This window comes from Salinibacterium sp. CAN_S4 (genome assembly GCF_015752305.1).
Classification (GTDB): Bacteria; Actinomycetota; Actinomycetes; order Actinomycetales; family Microbacteriaceae; genus Rhodoglobus.
Map to the genome: position 1 here is coordinate 521,180 of NZ_JADOVB010000001.1, position 20,132 is coordinate 541,311.

The following is a 20,132-nucleotide window of genomic DNA, read 5'->3' on the forward strand; positions in this document are numbered from 1 at the left end:
GAGAGTTCAGCGCGGCTGCGAACGCTGGCGTTCCCTGTCCCTCACCATCGCCTGGAGTCTCAACGCTAGCTGGCGGAGCAGCGCATGGTCGCGCTCGGAGAACGTCCTGGGCTTCGAGTCCAAAAGGCACAGCACCCCGACCCTCTGGCCATCCGCCGATTCGATCGGATAGCCCGCGTAGAACCGTGGAGCACCGACCCGACGGATCCAGCTTCGATCGCGGAACCGGGAATCGGCAGAAAGATCCTCGACGACCATGAGCTCAGGCCTCTGGATGGCGAACGAACACACGGTCTCCGAGCGGGGAATCTCTCCGGGATGGGCTCCGGCAAAGGACTTGACCCATTGCCGATCGGAATCGATGAAATTCAGGGCAGCAGTATCTGTTCCGAACAGGTTTCGCGCCATCTGCACGATGTCGTCGAATCCGCGGTCTTTGCTGTCATCGAGCACATCCATATCCCGAAGCGCCTTGAGCCGGTCATCCTCATCGATGGGCCCGTAAACTGCCGACTTCCTCCTGCAGGACGCGGCGTTCAGGGCCGCCATCATGCCGGGCGCGATGGTCGAGGCCCATGCCTGGTAGTCGTCGCGGCCCACGACGGCGACCCCCTGCTCGCCGAAGGTGATCATCAGCGGGGTCACGCGCGATCCGTCGCACTCTTCTCGAAGAATGGCGACGAAATCGCGAGCCCGCTCGGCCACGGCCCGCGCGTAGGCCGAAGGATCGAGGATGCCGGCGGAGGCCACCGCTGTTCCCATGAGCACGAAGGCCTCGGGAGCGGAGCTGTCGAGCAACCTCACGAGAGCGCGCACCTGCACCCTGAAGGACTCCAGGGGAAGAAGCTGCATGGCTTCGATATCCCCGAGAACGAGCAGCGAGGCATCGTATCGAGTGGGATCTGCGCGCGAATAGGCTTCGGTAGCATCGACGATGAGCACCCCGGGCCTGGCTTCGATATCGACATCGACGCCCCGGTGAGTGAGCTCAGCCAGTCGCCTGGCAAGATGTCCCCCCATCGCCAGGTCGTGAGAGAGCACCCCATAGCCGACGGCGATTCCGCTTCCCATGAGCAGGATCCGATCGGCATCCGGACCGTCAGCATGCACGGAGGGCGCGTCGAGCGGCGTAGGCAATTGACGCCAGGAGTTGCGTGACGACCTCATCCAGACATCGGCGAGAGGTTTGGCGATCGCGTGGACAATACCGTCCATTTATCCCCCCGGATTCGTGCTGGTCTCTATGACCCTGTACCCCAACGTACCCCGGGCGCACTGAAAAACGACACCGACGCCCAGCAACCCCTTAACTTTCTTAAGTGCTCTGGGTCAATCAGCGACCAGTGCCGCCCTTACGCTGCTCGGCTTTTGCTGCTCTGTCGGCTTTGATGCGCGCGTTATCGTCCTGCACTGCCGCGTGGGTGGCACGCTCGACGACGAGCCATTCCGGCTTCTGCTCCAGCAGGCTCTTGATCTCCGTCGAGGTCATCGTGTCAGGGGCACCGGCCCTGGCAAGGCCTGATGTCGAAATGCCGAGTTTGCGCGCGACCTCCTGGCGGGGGTGCGGGCCATTCTTCCGCAACTCGAGGAGCCACTCGGGCGGAGCAGACTGCAGTTCGAGGAACTGGCTGCGAGTGACCTCGCCCTCCTGGAACTCGACGGGGGTCGCTGGCAGGAAGATTCCGAGCTTCTTTGCCGCAGTGGCGGGCTTCATGGTCTGGTCTGGCACAGTCCAAGGGTAGCCTGTGGCAATGGTCCAGCCTGCAAATCCAGCCTACGGGGCCACCCTCAGGGTCGCATTCGTGGTCGGAGTCACCCCGGGTAAGTGGGCGAAGGTCTGGGCTGATCGACTGCCGCGCACCTACCTGGAACTGACGGCCATGACGGCCCCGGAGTCGCTCGCTGCGCTGTCCAGCGCCGCCGTCGACGCCGTGCTGCTGCGCATGCCCGTCACGGGCGATGACCTGTCGAGCATCCCCCTCTACGTCGAGCTCCCGGTCGTCGTCGTCCCCAAAGACCACGCCATCGAAGCAATGGACTCCGTGACCATGGGCGATCTCGACGCCGAGAATGTGCTGTCGAACGACGTGCATGATGCCGACTGGTCGTCCATCGTCGAGCTGGTCGCAACGGGTGCCGGCATCGCCGTCATGCCCCAATCGGTGGCAAGGGCGCTCAGCCGCCGGGACGTGGTCGCTCGACCGGTTTCCGATGGCCCCCAGAGTCGGATCGCGCTTGCGTGGCTCTCGACCAACGACAGCCCGTTGGTCGAGGAGTTCATCGGGATCGTCAGGGGCCGGACGGCGAACAGTTCGCGCGGCGTGCAGCCTCCTCCGGAAAAGAAGTCGAAGCCGGCAAAACCCCGCACTCCCGACCGTCGGCCGAATCGCAGACGCTAGTCGTTGCGCGCAACGGCCAGGGACTCGAGCTCGCGCATTATCATCGCTGCGAGATCCTCCAGGGTGGCCAGGTCGTCGGCATCGAGCGAGCGCGGGTTCACATCCAGCACGCTCAGCGTGCCGATGGCAATGCTCTCCGGCGTGAGCAGCGGAACGCCAGCGTAGAACCTGAAGCTCTCCACATCGGGATCACCCTGCGTCAGAAGAGGATTGTCCGCTGAGCGCGGGTCGCTCGAGGCATCCTCGATGATCCGTGGTGTCGACTGGATGAGGGCGGACGCCGTGGTTGCGGCATCCTTCTCGATGTGGGTGACATCGAATTCCTGTCGCGACGTGAACCACACGCGGTCATGGCCGACGATGCTCACCATGGCGAGGGGAACCGACGTGACCCTTGCGGCCATCGCCGTGATGCGGTCAAACGCATCATCGGGGATCTGATCGGCAGGAACGATGCTCATCGGCGGCGGAGGTGACTTATGCCGTCCCGATTCGGTGAACGACAGCTGGCCCATGGCCACAGCGACGTCATGGATGTCGGGACGTTCGCCCGGTTCGCGGGAGGTCATGGCCCGCAGGAGTATGCGCCACTTATCCGGCACGACATCAGGGATCTCGGGATCGTCGATCAGCCGAGCCATGGCGGAATGCTGGGCGGGGCCGGGAAACGCGAGCTTCGCCGTGAAGCACTGCAGGATCACGAGCCCGAGCGAGTAGACGTCACTGGCCGGCCCCACCTCCTCGCCCCTGGCCTGTTCCGGGCTGAGGTAGGCCACAGTTCCCGTGACGAAATCCTCATCCGGAATCGCCTGGGCGTTGCCGATCGACGCGATGCCGAAGTCGCCCAGCTTCGAATTGACCGTCAAACCGTCATTGCTGACGGTGATGAGGATGTTGGCCGGCTTGACGTCACGATGCACGATGCCGAGGTCATGGACGTATTCGAGTGCGGTCGCGACCCAGTATCCGACCTGTGCCACCTGGCGATTGCGCAGGGGCCCTGAGTCGAGCCGGCGCTTGAGATCGGTGCCCTCGACGAGCTCCATCACGAAATAGATGCGCGGCCGTGCCGGGTCTGTCCGGTCGACGGCCGCATCGAGCAGGGTGACGAGGTTCGGGTGGTTGAGGCGCGCAAGTACATTGACTTCGACTTCCTGCTTGCGGAAATCGCTCTCGGCTGTGGCGGCCGCCCTGAACAGCTTGACCGCAACATCCCTGCCGAGGAACTCGTCCCTCGCCCGGAAGACGTCGGCCATGCCGCCGCGGGCGATGAGAGACAGCGGTGTGTAGCGGCGTCGGAGCCTGGCCGGCCATTCGGCGCTGTTGTTCGACACCGGCCGCTCCCCTTTCTGCTCAGTCGACGGTTGCCTGATCACAGAATAGGGACCAGGACGAATATCGCCGGGGGGATTACGTAGTACGTCATGTTCACGATAAAGGGACTAAAGCGGGCGGGCAGTACAGTGGAGCGAGATGTCAATCACGCGACGCAGCTTCATTGTCAGCGCCGGGGCCGGTGCCTCGTTGCTCGTGCTGACCGCATGCACCGACACGCCTCCCGTGCCTAAGCCGACTCCCACGCCTCTTCCGACGAATTCTGTTCCCACTCCGACGAGCCTGCGTCGCAGTGACTGGTCGAACGACCCCCTGGCCATGGGCGCTGTCAGCTTTCTTCCGCTCGGAGCGACGCCACTGCACCGCGAGAATCTCGCGCAGAACATCGTCGATCGGGTGTTTTTTGCCGGCGAGGCGACAGCGGATGAACCATCCACCGTCCGTGGAGCGCGGAGCTCGGGCGCGAGGGCCGCGGGCGAAGTGTTCGCGCTCGTCGGTGACGGCGAACGTGTTGCCGTGATCGGAGCCGGGGCGGCCGGAGCCGAGTGTGCGCGTCGACTGTCGGCGTTCGGCGTCGATGTGGTCGTGCTGGAGGCGCGTGACCGAACCGGTGGCCGCATCCACAGCACGAAAGCCGACGTCGGCCAGTTCAGCGAATTCGGTGCATGGCGTTTGGGTGCCGAGAGTGATGCCGAGATCATCGCCGCCCTCGACCGACTGGACGTTCCGACGAATTCGACCAGCGGTCCCGACCTGATGCGGGATCCTGACGGGAGTGCTGAGGTCGTGACGCCAGCAGACACCACCCCGGCCAACAGCGTGGGGGCGAGAGCCGTCACCACCGCTGTCGACTGGGCCGCCGTGCAGGTCGCAGACTCCACCCTCGACGCCGCCCTCGAAGCATCAGGCGCTCGAAGCACCGCGGCCGCTGCGAACCAGGGAGACCTCGGGGGTGCGGCCCTGCTCGAGCAGTACCTGCGGGGGCTCGCCGTCGAGTCCGGGGCCGAGGCATCCACTCTGTCTGCGTGGTTCACTCCCCTGCAGACCGGAGAAGAACGCGCCATCGTCACCGGGCCGTTCGTCGCCATCGTCGATGACGACCTCGACGGAATCGAGACGTTCCTGTCGACGGCAGTGCTCGGAATCTCCTACGACGATGACGGCGTGCGGCTGCGACTCGGCACTGGCGAGTCGCTCAGCGTCGACCGGGTTGTCGTGACCGTGCCGCTCGGCGTGCTCAAAGCCGCCGCCATCGAGTTCTCACCGCTGCTGCCGTTCGGTCATCGTGCGGCCATCAACGCGATCTCGGTCGGTGCCGTCGAATTGGTTAAAGCCACGTTCGACGAACCCTTCTGGACGACGGATGCCACCACCTGGAGCCTCGTCGGAACCGATGAGCTCATCACAAGCTGGGTCAACCTGCTGCCCATCACCGGCGAACCTGCGCTGCTCGGGGTGGTCGGTGGCGAGGCCGCACTCGCTCTCGCCGGACTCACGGAGAACGAACTCGCGGAGCTGGTCAGTTCGAGCCTGGAGCCTTTCGCCGATAACGCGTAAGAGCGACCACGCCGAACCCGACCACGGCGAACACCAGCAGGGCGAGCCCCGACAGGGTGACGAATTCCAGCGGTCCGCTGAGCTGGCCCGGGTCGAGGAAATAGTAGGGAAACCAGCCTACGATCGCGCCGCGCAGCATCGTCAGGCCGCCCCACGTGAGGGTGTAGCCGAGCACGAAGGCGATGGTGCGCCACGATGCACGACCACGGCCGGGTGACAGGTACCACTCCAGCATGGCGAGTGGAGGCAGCCAGAAGTGCAGCACGAGATCGGACGTCGGCACGTCGATGGGCACGGTGTTCGACCCTGCCTGCTGCACGATGAGGGCGAAGACGATACCCGCTGTCACGGTGCAGGTCAGGATGCAGGCCCGCAGGGCCGTGAGCCAGGCCGGGTCCCGTTCAGCTCTCAGGGCCACCACTCCCGCGAGAACCGCCACTACCGTGAAGGCGATATTGCTCTGGATCGTGAGGTACGCGTAGTAGTTGTATGGGGTGAACGTCGCGGAGCCGAGGCCCCAGCTATAGCGCGCTATGAGCGCGATCGCGCACGTGACGGCGAAGGCGAGCCTGACGGCCCCGACAATCGACCGTGGGCGCAGGTCCCTGATCGTCGGGGGCAGTAATTTCGCGACATCCAGCACAGTGAAGAGGGGTCAACCGCGGGGATCTACCGACGGAAAACGCATGCATCGAGACTACGCCCCGCGGTTGCCCTCTTCGGCACGGGTGGTTCTAGTTGGCGACGGTGCCTCGCCATGCGCCGTCGGCAGTGCCCTCGGTTTCGATGTATTTCTTGAAGTTCTCGAGTTCGTGCTTGACCGCCCGGTCCGGGATGTCGAGTGCTGCACCGGCTTTCTCGAGGAGTCCACTCGGCTCCCAGTCGATCTGCACCGCCACTCGTGACGACGTGTCGCTGAGCTTGTGGAAAGTGACGACTCCGGCGTGATCGACCTCGCCACCGGTGCTGGTCCAGGCGATGCGGTCATCCGGGATCTGCTCGCTGATCACCGTGTCGAACTCGCGAGTGTTGCCGGCGATGCTCACGACCCAGTGGTTGTGCTTATCGTCCTGCTGGGTGATCGAGTCGACGACGCTGAGGAACTTCGGGAACTCTTCGAACTGGGTCCACTGGTTGTATGAGATGTTCACAGGAACATCGACGTCGATTGTCTGCACTACTTGTGCCATGGGGAGGCTCCTAGTCGTTTCGTTGTTGTCATTCCACGTTAGGCACAACGGCGACAGGATGCCCGGGGTTGATCCCCGGGCCGTCGACGGCTATAGCCTCGGCCCCGCGCACAGCTGTGCAGAGTCTGGGATGCGGTCGTGGCAACGTATGGCGCAATGCCATACGTTGCCACGGCGGGACACCTTGTTGGGACGCCCTGTCAGGATGCGGTGGAGACCCGCAGGCGTGCCAGCGTGCGTTCCCGCATCGCGAGAAACAGCGGGAAGGTGAACGCGAAGGCCGTGATGCCCGACAGCACGATGTAGAGCCAGGCGCGTTTCATGCCCAGCCTGCGGGATTCGACGACGATCAGGATGCAGCCCGCCACGGCGACGACCAGCAGGTCGACGGTCAGCGATGAGACGGCGGGCCCGCTGTTCACCCAGTCGCCGATAAAGTCGCGGAGCTGGATGATCGCCAGCGCGTTGAATGTCCAGGTGCCGACGAGGCCGACCACCGCCAGGACGAGCCAGGTGACGGCGAGAGGAGTCCAGTTCTTTGTCATAGGTCATTGTCGCGCGTGCGGTCGACGGCTGCACAGGCGACGACACGCCGTCCAATGTCGTCCGTAATTGACACACTCGAACGTATGTTCGAACATGGGGTTATGACCTCCGCCGCCGCGACCCTCAGCACTGCTGAGCATGCTGCCGAGAGCGGCGCGCCCAGCAGGGTCGCCGAGTTGCAGGCGCGCATCCGGTCGATGCAGGCAACAAAACTCGACTCGAAGCTGATCCCCACGCATCCCGCCATCGCCGGGCTCTTGCCGGGTGGTGGTCTGCAACAGGGAGCGGCCTATTCCGTCGACAGTTCCGCGATGCTGCTCATGACCCTGCTCGCTGCACCTTCGGCCGCTGGCTCCTGGTGTGCGGTCGTGGGTGTACCGGAGTTCGGAGTCGAAGCAGCCGGGCATTTCGGGGTCGATCTCGACCGGCTGGTGCTGGTGCCCAGACCCGCAGAGCAGTGGCTGGCCGTCACGGCAGCTATCGCGGACGTCATGAGCGTCGTCGTCACCCGGCCGCCCAAGCGCGCAACCGACTCCAGCGTCGCGCGGCTCGCTGCCCGGTTGCGCCAGCGCGGAACCACCCTGCTCGTGCTCGGCAGCTGGCCCCAGACCGAGGCGATGCTGTCGCTCTCCCAGAGCACCTGGCACGGCATCGGCGAGGGCCACGGCCACTTGTCTTCGCGCGAGGTGACCATCACCGTGACCAACCGCATGACCGGCCGGCCCCGCAGCACGCGGCTCTGGCTGCCAGACTCCGGGGCGGTGGTGAGGCGGTCAGACACGCTGATCGACGACACCCGCAGGTACGGCACATGATGTGGGAGCCGCCGAGGGTCGCCCTGCTGTGGTGCCCGGACTGGCCCGTGACCGCCGCAGCCCAGTCCGCACAAGTGCCGGTGGATGCCCCGATCGCCCTGATCTCGAACGGCATAGTCCATGCCTCATCCGCTGCGGCTCGCGTCGAGGGGATCCGGCGTGGCCTGCGCTTGCGCGAGGCACAGGCCAGGCACCCCGATCTCGTGGTGCTCGACTACGACGCAGCCCTCGACAACCGGGCGTTCGAGCCCATCATCACGGCCCTCGAAGACCTCGTTCCCGGCGTGCAGGTGCTGAGGCCAGGGCTGTGCGCCGTGCGGGTACGCGGCGCTGCCGGGTATTACGGGGGCGAACTGCCCGCCGGTCTCTTCCTCGCGGGCAGGGCAGACGATGAGGGTGCAGGCGGGGCCAGGGTCGGCATCGCCGACGGGATATTCACGGCAGACCAGGCGGCACGCAGAACCGGTGCGCAGGGCAACCAGCGGGTGCATGTGGTGCAGGCCGGGCATTCCGCCGACTTCCTGGCGCCCCTGGGTATCGGGCTGCTCGACGACCAGCACGGGCCGGCGGGAGCGGTGGCGATCGTCACCCTGTTGCGCAGGCTCGGCATCCGCACGCTCGGTGATGTCGCCGCGTTGCCCGCCGACGACGTGATGTCGAGGTTCGGCGCTCCCGGCGCGCGCCTCCACGCGCTCGCGAGCGGCCGTGATTCCTGGCCCGTCACCCCGCGCACTCCCCCACAAGACCTGGATGTGTCGATCGACTTCGAGCCTGCCCTCGACAGGGTCGACCAGGTCGCGTTCGGTGTGCGGGCGATGGCCGAACGCTTCATCCTCGATATGACGGCGGCGAAGCTGGTGTGCACGGCGATCCGCGTCGAACTCGATTCGGACTCCGGAGAGCTGTCTGAGCGCGTATGGCTGCATCCTCGATCCTTCACCCCTGGCGATGTCGTCGACAGGGTGCGGTGGCAGCTGCAGGGCTCGGGTGAGGTCGGGCTGAGTTCGGGGATCACGAAGGTGCGCGTGGCTCCGGAGGCCGTCGACGCGATCGGCAATCACGAGAGTGGGCTGTGGGGGCAGGGTCCTGATGAACGCATCCACCATGGACTGTCTCGCGTGCAGAGCATGCTCGGCCACGGTGCGGTGCTGATGCCGGGCGTGGGCGGAGGCCGCACCCTCCACGAACGGCAGCAGTTCGTGGCCTGGGGCGACAGGCTCGTGGGAGAACGTCCACCGGGACAACCCTGGCCGGGGCAGCTCCCCACTCCCCTGCCGGGCACCGTGTTCTCGCCGCGGCATCCCGTGCACGTCTTCTCCCATGGCGGCGCGTCCGTCGCCGTCGATGAGCGAGGCGCCCTCTCGGCACCGCCCGTCTCGTTCTCGGCCACGGGAACCCAGTCCCGCACACTCACCGCCTGGGCTGGCCCCTGGCCCATCGACGAACGCTGGTGGAGTGAAGATGCAACGAGTTCATGGCGGTTCCAGGCCGTGGACGAGACAGGTTGTGCCTGGCTGCTCGTGCTCGACGCCGGCGGCTGGTGGGCCGAAGCGCGGTACGACTGATGGGGTGGAACAACCCGCCAGTTCCGTGGTCCGAGTTCGAGAAGAAACTGAGTGATGCCACGCGGCCCGGTTCGGCGCCGCCGGTGGGCGCCGATGGCGGCGACAGCCCGGCCTGGTCACTCAAGCGCAAGGCATACCAGGCGCCTGCGAACATCGGGGATCCGGATGCCGCAACCGCCGCCCGCGCAGAAGCCGTGCCGTACGCCGAACTGCATGCCCACTCGAGCTTCAGCTTCCTCGACGGCGCGAGCATGCCGGAATCGCTGGCGGAGGAGGCGGTGCGGCTCGGGCTGCACGCTCTCGCCCTCACGGATCACGACGGGCTGTACGGCATCGTCAGGATGGCAGAGGCCGCAGCCGAGATCGGGGCGACGGCCACGGTGTTCGGCGCAGAGCTGTCTCTCGGTCTCAGGAAGCCGCAGAACGGCACCCCCGATCCCGAGGGCATCCACCTGCTCGTGCTCGCCAGGAAGGAGGAGGGCTACCACCGGCTCGCCTCAGCCATTACCAGGGCCCAGTTGCGCGGCGGTGAGAAGGGCCGCCCGCTCTACGATCTCGAAGAGCTGGCCGAGCAGGCAGGCGGTCACTGGATCGTGCTCACCGGATGCCGCAAGGGTGCGGTGCGGCAGGGGCTCGCTCGAGGTGATGCCGCGGCTGAACTCGATCATCTCGTCGGGCTGTTCGGCGCCGACAATGTCGTCGTCGAACTGTTCGACCACGGCAATCCGCTCGACAGCTCCCACAACGACGCCCTGTTCGAACTGGCCGGCGAGAGAGGGCTTCGGGCCGTGGCGACCGGCAACGTGCACTACGCCACGCCGGCGCAGAACAGGCTGCACACGGCGCTGTCTGCCGTGCGCTCGCATCGCAGCCTCGACGAGATGGATGGCTGGCTGCCCGCATCCGGTTCGGCCCACCTCCGCTCAGGAGCCGAGATGGCCGCCAGGTTCGCCCGCTACCCCGGCGTGATCGAGAACACCGTCATCATCGCCGACGAGTTGAGCTTCGAACTGAGGTCGGCCAAGCCTGACCTGCCGGTGCAGGACGTGCCCGATGGCCACACCCCCATGAGCTACCTGCGTGAACTCGTCTGGCAGGGCGTCGGGCTGCGGGCGATGGAGATGGATGAGGCCAAGCACGCCCGGATCGAGCGTGAACTCGAGGTCATCGAGGAGAAGCACTTCGCCGGGTACTTCCTGATCGTGTGGGATATCGTCCGCTACGCCCGTGGCCGCGGCATCCTGTGCCAGGGTCGCGGCTCTGCTGCCAACTCGGCGGTCTGCTACCTGCTGATGATCACTGCCATCGACCCGATCTTCTACAAGCTGCCCTTCGAGCGGTTTATCTCGGCGATGCGTGAGGAAGAACCTGACATCGACGTCGATTTCGACTCCGAGCGTCGCGAGGAGGTGATCCAGTACGTCTTCGAGAAGTACGGTCGCGAGAACGCTGCGCAGGTCGCCAATGTGATCCAGTACCGTCCGAAGTTCGCGGTCCGTGACATGGCGAAGGCTCTCGGGCACAGCCCGGGGCAGCAGGACGCGTGGTCGAAGCAGGTGGAGCGCTGGGGCGCCACCGTCTCGAGCGACGAGCACGACATCCCGCAGAATGTCGTGGATCTCGCGATGGAGGTGATGAAGTTCCCCCGCCACCTCGGCATCCACTCCGGAGGAATGGTGCTCACCCGGCGACCCGTGGGCGAGGTGGTGCCGATCGAACATGCTCGCAAGGAGAAGCGCACCGTCGTGCAGTGGGATAAAGACGACTGTGCGTGGATGGGGCTGGTCAAATTCGACCTGCTGGGGCTCGGGATGCTGTCTGCCCTGCAGTACAGCTTCGACATGGTGCGCGAGACCCTCGGCGAGAGCTGGGAGCTCGGCACGCTGCCGCGCGAAGAGCAGGGCGTGTACGACCAGTTGTGCAGGGCAGATGCGATCGGCGTCTTCCAGGTGGAGAGTCGGGCGCAGATGGGGCTCCTCCCCCGACTGCAGCCCCGCGAGTTCTATCACCTCGTGGTCGAGATCGCGCTGATCCGGCCCGGCCCGATCCAGGGCGGAGCCGTGCATCCCTATGTGCGCCGCAAGATGGGAACCGACCCCGTCACCTACCTGCATCCCCGGCTGGAAGAACCGCTCGCGCGCACCCTCGGGGTGCCGATCTTCCAGGAGCAGCTCATGCAGATCGCCGTCGCCGTAGGCGGATGCACGCCCGATGACGCCGACCTGCTGCGACGCGCGATGGGGTCGAAACGTGGCATCGAGAAGATCGAGAGGCTGCGCGATAAGCTCTACGTCGGAATGGCCGAGCACGGCATCACCGGCAGCGATGCCGACCAGATCTACGGCAGCATCCAGGCCTTCGCCGGGTTCGGTTTCGCCGAGAGCCACGCGCTCAGCTTCGGCCTGCTCGTCTATGCCAGCGCCTGGGTGCGACTGCACTATCCCGCAGCGTTCCTCGCCTCGATGCTCCGCGCCCAGCCGATGGGTTTCTACTCACCGCAATCCCTGGTGGCGGATGCCCGGCGCCACGGCGTTGAGGCGCTCAGGCCCGACATCCAGGCCTCGGGGGTGTACGCGACGCTGGAGCCGCTCGACGGCTCCACAGCCACCACAGGCCGCGACTCCTGCCTCTCTCGCGAACAGCCGCCGGTGGGTCCGTTCGACCGCACGGCCCACTTCGACACCGATGATCACCGCCGCGACGGCGCGTTCGCGGTGCGACTCGGTCTCGACGAGGTCAGCGGCATCGGCATCCCGGTCGCAGAGAAGATCGTGGCGGAACGTGAGCGCGCCGGTGAGTTCCTCAGCATGAACGACCTCGTGCGCAGGGTGGGACTGACGACGGCCCAGCTCGAGGTGCTGGCTGCTGCCGGGGCATTCGACTGCTTCGGCCTGAGTCGGAGGGAGGCGATGTGGAATGCCGGCAATGCCGCACAGGATCGCTCCGAATTCCTTCCCGACAGCATCGTGACAGTGCAGCCGCCGCTGTTCGCCCTGCCGTCCTCGGTCGACGACCTGATGTCAGACCTGTGGGCCACGGGGGTCTCGACGAACAGTCATCCCGTCGAACACCTGCGCACGGCGCTGCACCGGCGGGGCGTGCTGTCTGCTGCTGACCTGTCGACGGCAGAATCGGGCAGGCGGATCGAGATTGGCGGAGTGGTGACCCATCGCCAGCGTCCGGCGACGGCGAGCGGCATCACGTTCGTGAACATCGAGGACGAGACCGGCCTGATCAACGTGATCTGCAGTGTCGGCGTCTGGACGCGCTACAGGCGTGTCGTACGTGAGGCGCCAGCCCTCATCATCCGCGGGATCCTGGAGCGGTCGGCCGAGGGTGTCACGAACGTTCTGGCCGACAGGTTCGAGCTGCTGGATATGGCTCCGAAGGTGCGATCTCGCGATTTCCGGTGACCCGCGAAGATGACGCTTCGTTAATATCTGACATCATTTCTGAAATACATGGCGGATTAGGGCGTCCCCTGCTATAGCCTAGGAACATCGTCTTCGTTTCTTTGTGAACGGGATGTGGCCTCGACTGTCGGGGCTAGAAGAACGCTCCTGGAGGAGTTTTACATGGCATTAGGCACCGTTAAGTGGTTCAACGCGGAAAAGGGCTTTGGATTCATCGCCCCTGAGGACGGAAGTCCTGACGTGTTCGCTCACTACTCGGCCATCGCAACCGGTGGTTACAAGTCGCTCGACGAGAACCAGAAGGTCGAGTTCGACATCACACAGGGACCGAAGGGTCCCCAGGCGGAGAACATTCGCCCCCTCTGATCTTGATAGTTCAGTAACGGAAACGCCCCGGTCCATACCGGGGCGTTTTCTTTTGTCCTCGCATGTCCCGTTGTCAGCTGGGCGTGTCCCGATCTCAGCTGCGGATACCGCGGCGCAGGTAATCGATCCGGGACTGCAGTTGCGAGACCGTAGCCTGGGCCACAGCCGGTCCCCCGCAGACGCGACGCAGTTCGGCGTGGATGAGCCCGTGCGGCTCGTTCGACATCTTCGCCCGGATTCCCACCAGCTGGTTGAGAAGCGACCGCTGCTCCTTCAGGTTGCGGAACAGCGCCTGGGGCTGCTCCTCTTTCGGCCTGCCTGCCGAGCGGCGGGATTGCCTCGACTGACGCTGCTTCAACAGTTCGCGCAACTGGTCGGGCTCGAGGATGCCGGGAAGGCCGATGAAATCCAGTTCCTCGTCGCTCCCGGTCTCGGCTGAGAATCCGAATTCGTCGCCGTTGTAGAGCACCATGTCGAAGTTGGCATCGGATTCGAGCGCTTCCCACACGAACTCTTCAGTCAATTCGTCGGAGGTCGTCTCTTCCCTGTTCTCCTGGTCGAGCATGGAGTCATCCAGAAGCTCGTCACCACTCGATTCGCGATCGAGGGCATGATCGCGTTCGAGCTCCATGAGTCCGGCGAGCGTGATGAGCGATGGCACGCTCGGCAGGAAAATGGATGCCGTCTCCTGGGTTCGACGTGCCCGCACGAATCGCCCCACGGCCTGCGCGAAGTACAGCGGAGTGGACGCCGACGTCGCATACACCCCGACCGCCAGTCGCGGAACGTCGACTCCTTCGGACACCATCCGCACCGCCACCATCCACCGCTGGTCTCCCTGGGAGAAGGCCTCGATACGTGACGACGACTCCTTCTCATCCGACAGGACGACAGTGGCGACCTGGCCCGTGATGTCGTGCAGGAGCTGGGCGTAGGCGCGGGCCGTCTGCTGGTCCGTGGCGATGACGAGGCCGCCTGCGTCCGGGATGGTGTGGCGCACCTCGGTCAGTCGGCGATCCGCAGCCCGCAGCACGGCCTGCATCCAGTCACCGCCGGGGTCGAGGGCGGTGCGCCAGGCCTGCGCCGTGACATCCTTCGTGTCACCCTCGCCGAGCCGTGCCTCCATCTCATCGCCCATCTTGGTGCGCCAGCGCATCTTGCCGGCGTACGACATGAACATGACGGGCCGGACGACGCCGTCGGCCAGAGCGCGACCGTAGCCGTAGGAGTAGTCGGTGACTGAAGTGCGGATGCCCTTACTGTCGGGCGCGTACGTGACGAACGGGATGGGGGCGGTGTCGCTGCGGAACGGCGTCCCGGTGAGCGACAACCGGCGTGTCGCCTGCTCGAAGGCCTCTCGGATCGCGTCACCCCAGCTCAGGGCGTCGCCGCCGTGATGGACCTCGTCGAGAATGACCAGGGTACGGGCCGATTCTGTGATCTCTTTGTGCAGGGATGCCCGGACGGCGACCTGTGCGTAGGTGACGGCCATTCCGTGGAACCGCCTGCCACCGTAGGCGTCGCCGTTCGAATAGCCGGGGTCGAGCCTCAGCCCCACCCGGTGAGCGGCATCTGCCCACTGGCGTTTGAGGTGGTCGGTGGGGGCGACCACCGTCACGCGGTCCACCACGCGCTGTGCGATGAGCTCGACCGCGAGCCTGAGGGCGAAGGTCGTCTTGCCTGCGCCCGGTGTTGCTGCCGCGAGGAAATCGCGCGGATGGCGCTCGAAGTATAGGTCGAGCGCTTCGGCCTGCCAGGCGCGAAGGGCGGTCGCCGTACCGCGGGCCGCACGATCAGGGAACGATGGTGAGAGGTGCTCGGCGGCGAAGGTTCCGACCGTGGGCGTGAATCCCCCGGGGTTTATCGCTGCGCTATTCACTAAACGAAACTTTACTCGACGGCACCGACGTTGCTGGAACATACGTCAGCCACCGCCGGCCCCAGAGCTCTCAGTCGCGCTGGCCGAGTCGTGGCCGCTCATCCGGCGTGTGCCCGATGAGCCTCGCCTGCCTGACGGCGCCCTTGCCGAACCTCGCGCTGGCGGCATCCATCACGTCTTCTGCCTCGCGCCAGGCGTCAGAGTCGTCCCACAGCCCCTGCGGCGCGGTTGCCGCATCCTGCAGCTGCTCGGCCCTCACGCCGACGAGACGGATGGCCGAGTTCTGGTGACCGAGAGCCTCGTAGACCTGGCGCACCTCCTCGTAGATCGTGCGGCCGAGGTCGGTCGGCTCGGAGATGGTGCGGGAGCGGGTGATGGTCGTGAAGTCCGAGAACCGCAGCTTCAGCACGACGGTGCGAGCCACGAAACCTCCGGACCGGAGTCGAACGGCGACCATGTTCGACATCCTCAGCAGCTCCCGCCGGATCACCTGCGGATCTGTCACATCGGTCTCGAACGTGATTTCGTGCCCCGCGCTCTTCTCGTCGGCGCGAGCCTGCACGGTGCGCGGATCCCTGCCCCAGGAGAGCTCATGCAGGCGTTCGGCCCCGGCGTCGCCGATCACCCTGCGCAGGTCGGCGACGCTCGCAGCCGCGAGATCGCCGATCGTGTTGTACCCGCGCCCCCGCAACAGTTCCTCGGTCTTGGCACCGACGCCCCACAGCTTGGCGATCGGGAGTGGATGGAGCACAGCGACGCTGCGGTCTGCGGGAACCACGAGCAGCCCGTCGGGCTTGCACAGGCCAGAGGCCAGTTTCGCCACGAATTTCGTGGCAGCCGCCCCGACCGAGCAGTTCAGCCCGGTCTCGCTGCGGACCCGTCGCCGGATGAGCTGGGCCACCTGCACGGGAGAGCCGAAGACATTGCGTGCGCCGGCCACGTCGAGAAACGCCTCGTCGATTCCGAGTCGCTCCACTTTCGGCGTGATCTCGTCGAAGATGGTCATGACCTGACGGGAGAAGTGTTGGTAGCGCTCGAAGTGCGGTTCGAGAACTACCGCCTGGGGGCATCGGCGAAGCGCAATACCCATCGGAAGCGCGGAGTTGACCCCGAACTTCCGGGCCTCGTAGGTGGCGGCGGTTACGATCGACCTCGCGGACTTGTGGCCGACGATAACGGGCTTGCCCACGAGCTCGGGGTGATCTAGCAACTCCACCGAGGCGAAGAACGCGTCCATGTCGACGTGCAGGATCGTGGCGGTGCTGTCGTCGATGGGCCCGATGGTGACCTGGCGGTCTGTGCCATCCTGTTTGCCCATGGTGTCATTCTCCCAGTAGCCACCGACCTGCGATTGTGGCCGTTAAACGCCGATGGGCGACATGCCGAAGCATGCCGCCCACAAGTCGAGGCCGAAGCCCGTCAAGACTTACGCCTTGCGGCTACCGCGGGTAACGAGGCCGTAGATCAGCAGCACGACGATCGAGCCGCCGATTGCCAGGAGCCACGTCGAGATGTCGAAGAAGCCTTCGAGGCCAACTCCGAAGATGGCGCTTCCGATGAAGCCACCGAGCAGTGCGCCAACAACGCCGAGGACCAGCGTGATGATCCATCCGCCGCCCTGCGAGCCGGGCAGGATTGCCTTTGCAATTGCTCCTGCAAGAAGGCCTAGTACGATCCAGCCGATGATTCCCATGATGACCTCCCAGTCGATCATTCTTTCTACCCTGGGTCTCAGGGCCGTCAACGATCTAACCACGGTCCCCCTTTTGGGGGATGCCCCTTGTGTTCGTGTGGCCCGACCTGCTATTGGTGGCACACTGTGAGGATGACCCAGCAACACCCGTGGAGCAGGTACGTCGCGATCGGCGATTCCTTCACGGAGGGGATCGGCGATCCGGAGCCGCTGAGCCCTGGTGGGCACCGCGGCTGGGCGGACCGCGTGGCAGAGGTTCTCGCGGAGAGCACCGACGGTTTCACCTACGCGAACCTCGCGATACGCGGGCGGCTCCTGCAGCAGATCTCAGACCAGCAGGTGGATGCGGCGCTCGAGCTGAAACCAGACCTGGTCAGCATTTCTGCTGGCGGCAATGACATCATCAGGCCCGGCACCGACGCTGACGAACTGTCGGCTCGCTTCGAGTCGATGATCGAGAGGCTGGGTGCAGACGGCGCCACCATCATCATGTTTAACGGCCCCGATATCGGCATGACTCCGGTGCTCAATCGGCTGCGCGGAAAAGTCGCGATCTACAACGAGAACCTCAGGGCCATCGCCCAGCGTCACGATGCGATAGTCGCCGACATGTGGGCTCTTCGTGAGTTATCAGACCCGAGGATGTGGGCGCCCGATCGGCTGCACTTCTCCCCCGTCGGACACAACACCATCGCGGCCATGGTGCTCGATGCACTCGCCGTCGAACATTCTCTTGAGCCATTCAGCCCCGAGCCGCTGACGTCACCGCGCTGGCGGGACGCCCGCGCGAGCGACATCGGCTGGGCCCGCGAATACCTCGTCCCCTGGGTGCTGAGACGGGTTCGGCACCAGTCATCCGGAGATAACGTGGTGCCGAAACGACCGAACTTCTAGCGGTCGGGTTGTACGAGCGGGTCAGGTTGCGCTGTACCCGCCGCGAGCGGCTCCCGGGCAGTCGAAGGGATCCACGCCGCGACCGACCTCATTGAGGTAGGACACAACGGCGCCATAAGCCGGCAGCAGGTGAACCTCGGTGTAGAGGATGCCCTTTGCCGCACAGTACTCGCGGACGATCTCGCCAGCACGACGAAGGTGGGGGCGGGCCATGCTGGGGAAGAGGTGGTGCTCGATCTGGTAGTTCAAGCCGCCCATGAAGTGGTTCATGACGTGACCACCCTTGATGTTGCGGCTGGTCAGCACCTGGCGGCGCAGGAAGTCGACCTTCGAGCCTCTCGGCAGCACCGGCATGCCGATGTGGTTGGGGGCGAAGGACGCACCCATGTAGAGGCCGAAGATGGCGAGCTGCACGCCGAGGAACGCGAAAGCCATTCCGACCGGCAGGAACGTGAACAGCACGGCGACGTAGCCGACGTTGCGAATGGTCAACAACACGATCTCGAGCGCTCGCTTATCGACCTTGCCCTTGGAGAAGACGGTCTGGAAGGCGTGACGGTGGAGGTTCACGCCTTCGAGCAGCAGCACGGGGAAGAAGATGTATCCCTGGCGCTTGGCGAGCCACTTCGAGATGCCCGTGAGGCCACCCGCAGCCTCAGCATGGAAGACGATGAAGTCGGTCTCGACGTCGGGGTCGCGACCAATCGTGTTCGAGTTCGCGTGGTGACGCGAGTGCTTGCTCATCCACCACGAGTAGCTGATGCCGACGACCAGGTCGGCCATGATGCGACCGGCGAAATCGTTGAACTTGTTAGAGCTGAAAACCTGGCGATGCGAGAGTTCGTGGGTGATGAAGGCGTACTGGGTGAACAGGATCCCCATCACCGCAGCGATGATCAGCAGGTACCAGGTGCCGTTGAGCAGCGCGAAGCCGAACCAGGCCCCGACCATGGCGAGGGTGATTCCGGCGAAGGTCAGCGCATAAAAGGCCTTGCTGCGTCGCAATAGTCCGGCATCGCGGACGGTGTGGAGCAGGGCGGAGAACTCCGAAATGGGGTTCCCGATGCCTCGTGGCCCGGTTTTGATGACGCGGGAGGGTTCGGCAGCAGTAGTCACGTGACCTCAGAAGTTCAGATGACTTCACAGTCACACATAGGGAGCGGATGCTCGAGATATCTCCACCGTAGTGGTGAAGGCTGTGAACGACGTGCGACTCTCAGAAGAGTTCCAGCGGATGCGTCAAACGCCACCACGGTCCGGGGTCGTCGATGGTCGACGAAAGCTCCAGAGGCACATCCAGCGTGCGGTTGCCGACGGTGAAACTGAGAGTTCCGATGTCGGTACCTGCCTCGGCCAGCTGCACATCCTCGGGGCTCGACGCAGCGGTGATCGGGGTGGCCGACCACACCACGACACTCAGGGTCGACGCCGCGACAGCTGCCGATTCATCCCCCCACTCGGTGTCGTATGTCGCCAGTCGCTGGCCCTGCTCGACCAGGGTCACGGACTGGAAGCCGGCATCCGCCTGCGCCAGCAGGGACTGTACGGCCGCGTTGATCGTGGGGCGGTCAGGTCCGCCGAGCACGACACCGACGAGAGTCACTGTGGTGTCGCCGACAACGTAGTCCTGGGAAAAGAGCAGGCAGGATCCCGCCTCGTCGAGCGTGCCGGTCTTGATTCCATCGATCCCCGTGATGCCGAGCAGGGAGTTGGTGTTCTCGATGGTTCCCAGCTCGGGGATGTCTATGCTCGGCGTTCCCACGATCTCGGCAAGCACAGGATGGGAGAGAGCGATCCGGCCGAGCTCGACGAGATCGGTGCTCGTGCTGATGTTGCTCGGTGAGACGCCGGTCGGCTCGACGATCGCCGTCGAGGGCAGCCCGGCCCCGGCCAGCCAGACCTTCGCGGCCTCGACGAAAGCCTCCTGAGACCCGAAGGCCCAGTTCGCGAGGGATTCCGCATAGTTGTTCGCCGACACGATGAGCATCACGTTCATCGCGTCGCGCTGTGTCAGCACCTGTCCTGCGTAGACGGGAGCAACGCTTCCGTTCTGGGCGACCTGGGCGTCGTACAGCGCCACATCGGCATCCCCGAAAGCGATATCCGGTCCTGGCTCCCCCACCGCGAGCGGTTTCGCGTCGAGAATGACGAGCGCGGTGATCACCTTCGAGATGGATGCGATCGGCAGCGCATCCGCGGATCCGCCACTGGCGAGCACTCCCGCGTAGCCGACAGCGCCGATGGCTGATGCGCCGTACTCCGGAAACGTGAGCGCCGGTTGCACGACCGCGCGGGTCTCGAATGCCTCGACCTGTGCTGCCACCTCCTGCACCGGAGCGAGCAGCGTCAGGGGCAGGTAGAAGGCCGTGGCGAGAGCGACGAGCCCTCCGCCGACGACCGCGAGTCGGCGCCTGAAATAGACCTGTCGTCGAGTCAGCGGCACCCGCTCATGCTAGACGATCGCCTTCCACCCGTCGCTC

The 20,132-nt window shown here is 65.2% G+C and carries 18 protein-coding genes; 7 read left to right on the top strand and 11 right to left on the bottom strand.

Features of this window, described 5'->3' with window-relative positions; translation table 11 throughout:
* Positions 1–6: 6 nt before the first annotated feature.
* Both IWX81_RS02660 and IWX81_RS02665 read right to left on the bottom strand, forming a co-directional pair.
* Complete coding sequence (locus tag IWX81_RS02660) at positions 7–1,215, bottom strand: GAF domain-containing protein (RefSeq protein WP_199279713.1); 1,209 nt, start codon at positions 1,213–1,215, stop codon at positions 7–9.
* Between the two features lie 118 nt (positions 1,216–1,333).
* A complete protein-coding gene (locus IWX81_RS02665; protein ID WP_199280407.1) occupies positions 1,334–1,714 on the bottom strand; it encodes a DUF5997 family protein in 381 nt (126 codons plus the stop codon).
* Between the two features lie 37 nt (positions 1,715–1,751).
* Here IWX81_RS02665 and IWX81_RS02670 point away from each other — a divergent pair, with 37 nt between their 5' ends.
* Positions 1,752–2,399, top strand: a complete 648-nt coding sequence (locus IWX81_RS02670; protein ID WP_199279714.1) for a LysR family substrate-binding domain-containing protein — start codon at positions 1,752–1,754, stop codon at positions 2,397–2,399.
* Here the strand turns inward: IWX81_RS02670 and IWX81_RS02675 are convergent.
* Complete coding sequence (locus tag IWX81_RS02675) at positions 2,396–3,733, bottom strand: protein kinase domain-containing protein (protein WP_199279715.1); 1,338 nt, start codon at positions 3,731–3,733, stop codon at positions 2,396–2,398. The genes IWX81_RS02670 and IWX81_RS02675 overlap by 4 nt on opposite strands.
* A 139-nt stretch (positions 3,734–3,872) precedes the next feature.
* On the opposite strand from IWX81_RS02675, the gene IWX81_RS02680 reads away from it, so the two are divergent.
* Positions 3,873–5,291 carry a flavin monoamine oxidase family protein gene (locus IWX81_RS02680; RefSeq protein ID WP_199279716.1) on the top strand — a complete coding sequence of 473 codons (1,419 nt, stop codon included), beginning with the start codon at positions 3,873–3,875 and terminating at the stop codon, positions 5,289–5,291.
* On the opposite strand, the gene IWX81_RS02685 is transcribed toward IWX81_RS02680, so the two are convergent.
* The 3 genes from IWX81_RS02685 to IWX81_RS02695 form a co-directional block, all read right to left on the bottom strand.
* Positions 5,254–5,934: a Pr6Pr family membrane protein gene (locus IWX81_RS02685; protein WP_199279717.1), complete on the bottom strand. Its 681-nt coding sequence runs from the start codon at positions 5,932–5,934 to the stop codon at positions 5,254–5,256. The genes IWX81_RS02680 and IWX81_RS02685 overlap by 38 nt on opposite strands.
* 91 nt (positions 5,935–6,025) lie before the next feature.
* Positions 6,026–6,481, bottom strand: coding sequence for an SRPBCC family protein (locus IWX81_RS02690; RefSeq protein WP_199279718.1), 456 nt, complete (start codon positions 6,479–6,481; stop codon positions 6,026–6,028).
* A gap of 200 nt (positions 6,482–6,681) precedes the next feature.
* Entirely contained in the window at positions 6,682–7,026 is a 345-nt protein-coding gene (locus tag IWX81_RS02695) for a DUF2834 domain-containing protein (protein ID WP_199279719.1), read from the bottom strand.
* A gap of 102 nt (positions 7,027–7,128) precedes the next feature.
* On the opposite strand from IWX81_RS02695, the gene IWX81_RS02700 reads away from it, so the two are divergent.
* The 4 genes from IWX81_RS02700 (at position 7,129) to IWX81_RS02715 (ending at position 13,186) form a co-directional block, all read left to right on the top strand.
* Positions 7,129–7,842, top strand: a complete 714-nt coding sequence (locus IWX81_RS02700; RefSeq protein WP_334592808.1) for a hypothetical protein — start codon at positions 7,129–7,131, stop codon at positions 7,840–7,842.
* Positions 7,839–9,407, top strand: coding sequence for a DNA polymerase Y family protein (locus IWX81_RS02705; RefSeq protein WP_334592810.1), 1,569 nt, complete (start codon positions 7,839–7,841; stop codon positions 9,405–9,407). Before IWX81_RS02700 ends, IWX81_RS02705 begins: the two co-directional genes overlap by 4 nt.
* On the top strand, positions 9,407–12,820 hold the full coding sequence (locus IWX81_RS02710; RefSeq protein ID WP_199279720.1) for an error-prone DNA polymerase: 3,414 nt from the start codon (positions 9,407–9,409) through the stop codon (positions 12,818–12,820). Before IWX81_RS02705 ends, IWX81_RS02710 begins: the two co-directional genes overlap by 1 nt.
* 162 nt (positions 12,821–12,982) lie before the next feature.
* Positions 12,983–13,186 (top strand): cold-shock protein, encoded by a 204-nt coding sequence (locus tag IWX81_RS02715; protein ID WP_097061923.1) that lies wholly within the window; start codon positions 12,983–12,985, stop codon positions 13,184–13,186.
* A 94-nt stretch (positions 13,187–13,280) separates the two neighbouring features.
* On the opposite strand, the gene IWX81_RS02720 is transcribed toward IWX81_RS02715, so the two are convergent.
* The 3 genes from IWX81_RS02720 to IWX81_RS02730 form a co-directional block, all read right to left on the bottom strand.
* The gene (locus IWX81_RS02720; RefSeq protein WP_334592815.1) at positions 13,281–15,065 is read right to left on the bottom strand and encodes a DEAD/DEAH box helicase; all 1,785 of its coding nucleotides are present in this window, start codon (positions 15,063–15,065) and stop codon (positions 13,281–13,283) included.
* A 70-nt stretch (positions 15,066–15,135) separates the two neighbouring features.
* Positions 15,136–16,383, bottom strand: coding sequence for a DNA polymerase IV (gene dinB, locus IWX81_RS02725; RefSeq protein WP_199279722.1), 1,248 nt, complete (start codon positions 16,381–16,383; stop codon positions 15,136–15,138).
* A gap of 108 nt (positions 16,384–16,491) precedes the next feature.
* Positions 16,492–16,758, bottom strand: a complete 267-nt coding sequence (locus tag IWX81_RS02730; protein ID WP_199280410.1) for a GlsB/YeaQ/YmgE family stress response membrane protein — start codon at positions 16,756–16,758, stop codon at positions 16,492–16,494.
* Positions 16,759–16,890: 132 nt separating this feature from the next.
* Between IWX81_RS02730 and IWX81_RS02735 the strand changes: the two genes are divergently transcribed.
* The gene (locus tag IWX81_RS02735; RefSeq protein ID WP_199279723.1) at positions 16,891–17,652 is read left to right on the top strand and encodes an SGNH/GDSL hydrolase family protein; all 762 of its coding nucleotides are present in this window, start codon (positions 16,891–16,893) and stop codon (positions 17,650–17,652) included.
* A 21-nt stretch (positions 17,653–17,673) separates the two neighbouring features.
* On the opposite strand, the gene IWX81_RS02740 is transcribed toward IWX81_RS02735, so the two are convergent.
* Positions 17,674–18,768: a fatty acid desaturase family protein gene (locus IWX81_RS02740; protein WP_199279724.1), complete on the bottom strand. Its 1,095-nt coding sequence runs from the start codon at positions 18,766–18,768 to the stop codon at positions 17,674–17,676.
* Positions 18,769–18,868: 100 nt separating this feature from the next.
* Positions 18,869–20,095: a D-alanyl-D-alanine carboxypeptidase family protein gene (locus IWX81_RS02745; protein WP_334592819.1), complete on the bottom strand. Its 1,227-nt coding sequence runs from the start codon at positions 20,093–20,095 to the stop codon at positions 18,869–18,871.
* Positions 20,096–20,132 lie beyond the last annotated feature (37 nt).

Excerpts from the sequence above, each read along its gene's own strand:
- IWX81_RS02660 (WP_199279713.1), bottom strand. The coding sequence starts at position 1,215 with ATGGACGGTATTGTCCACGCGATCGCCAAACCTCTCGCCGATGTCTGG.
- IWX81_RS02665 (WP_199280407.1), bottom strand. The coding sequence starts at position 1,714 with ATGAAGCCCGCCACTGCGGCAAAGAAGCTCGGAATCTTCCTGCCAGCG.
- IWX81_RS02670 (WP_199279714.1), top strand. The coding sequence starts at position 1,752 with ATGGTCCAGCCTGCAAATCCAGCCTACGGGGCCACCCTCAGGGTCGCA.
- IWX81_RS02680 (WP_199279716.1), top strand. The coding sequence starts at position 3,873 with ATGTCAATCACGCGACGCAGCTTCATTGTCAGCGCCGGGGCCGGTGCC.
- IWX81_RS02690 (WP_199279718.1), bottom strand. The coding sequence starts at position 6,481 with ATGGCACAAGTAGTGCAGACAATCGACGTCGATGTTCCTGTGAACATC.
- IWX81_RS02695 (WP_199279719.1), bottom strand. The coding sequence starts at position 7,026 with ATGACAAAGAACTGGACTCCTCTCGCCGTCACCTGGCTCGTCCTGGCG.
- IWX81_RS02700 (WP_334592808.1), top strand. The coding sequence starts at position 7,129 with ATGACCTCCGCCGCCGCGACCCTCAGCACTGCTGAGCATGCTGCCGAG.
- IWX81_RS02705 (WP_334592810.1), top strand. The coding sequence starts at position 7,839 with ATGATGTGGGAGCCGCCGAGGGTCGCCCTGCTGTGGTGCCCGGACTGG.
- IWX81_RS02710 (WP_199279720.1), top strand. The coding sequence starts at position 9,407 with ATGGGGTGGAACAACCCGCCAGTTCCGTGGTCCGAGTTCGAGAAGAAA.
- IWX81_RS02715 (WP_097061923.1), top strand. The coding sequence starts at position 12,983 with ATGGCATTAGGCACCGTTAAGTGGTTCAACGCGGAAAAGGGCTTTGGA.
- dinB (WP_199279722.1), bottom strand. The coding sequence starts at position 16,383 with ATGGGCAAACAGGATGGCACAGACCGCCAGGTCACCATCGGGCCCATC.
- IWX81_RS02730 (WP_199280410.1), bottom strand. The coding sequence starts at position 16,758 with ATGGGAATCATCGGCTGGATCGTACTAGGCCTTCTTGCAGGAGCAATT.
- IWX81_RS02735 (WP_199279723.1), top strand. The coding sequence starts at position 16,891 with ATGACCCAGCAACACCCGTGGAGCAGGTACGTCGCGATCGGCGATTCC.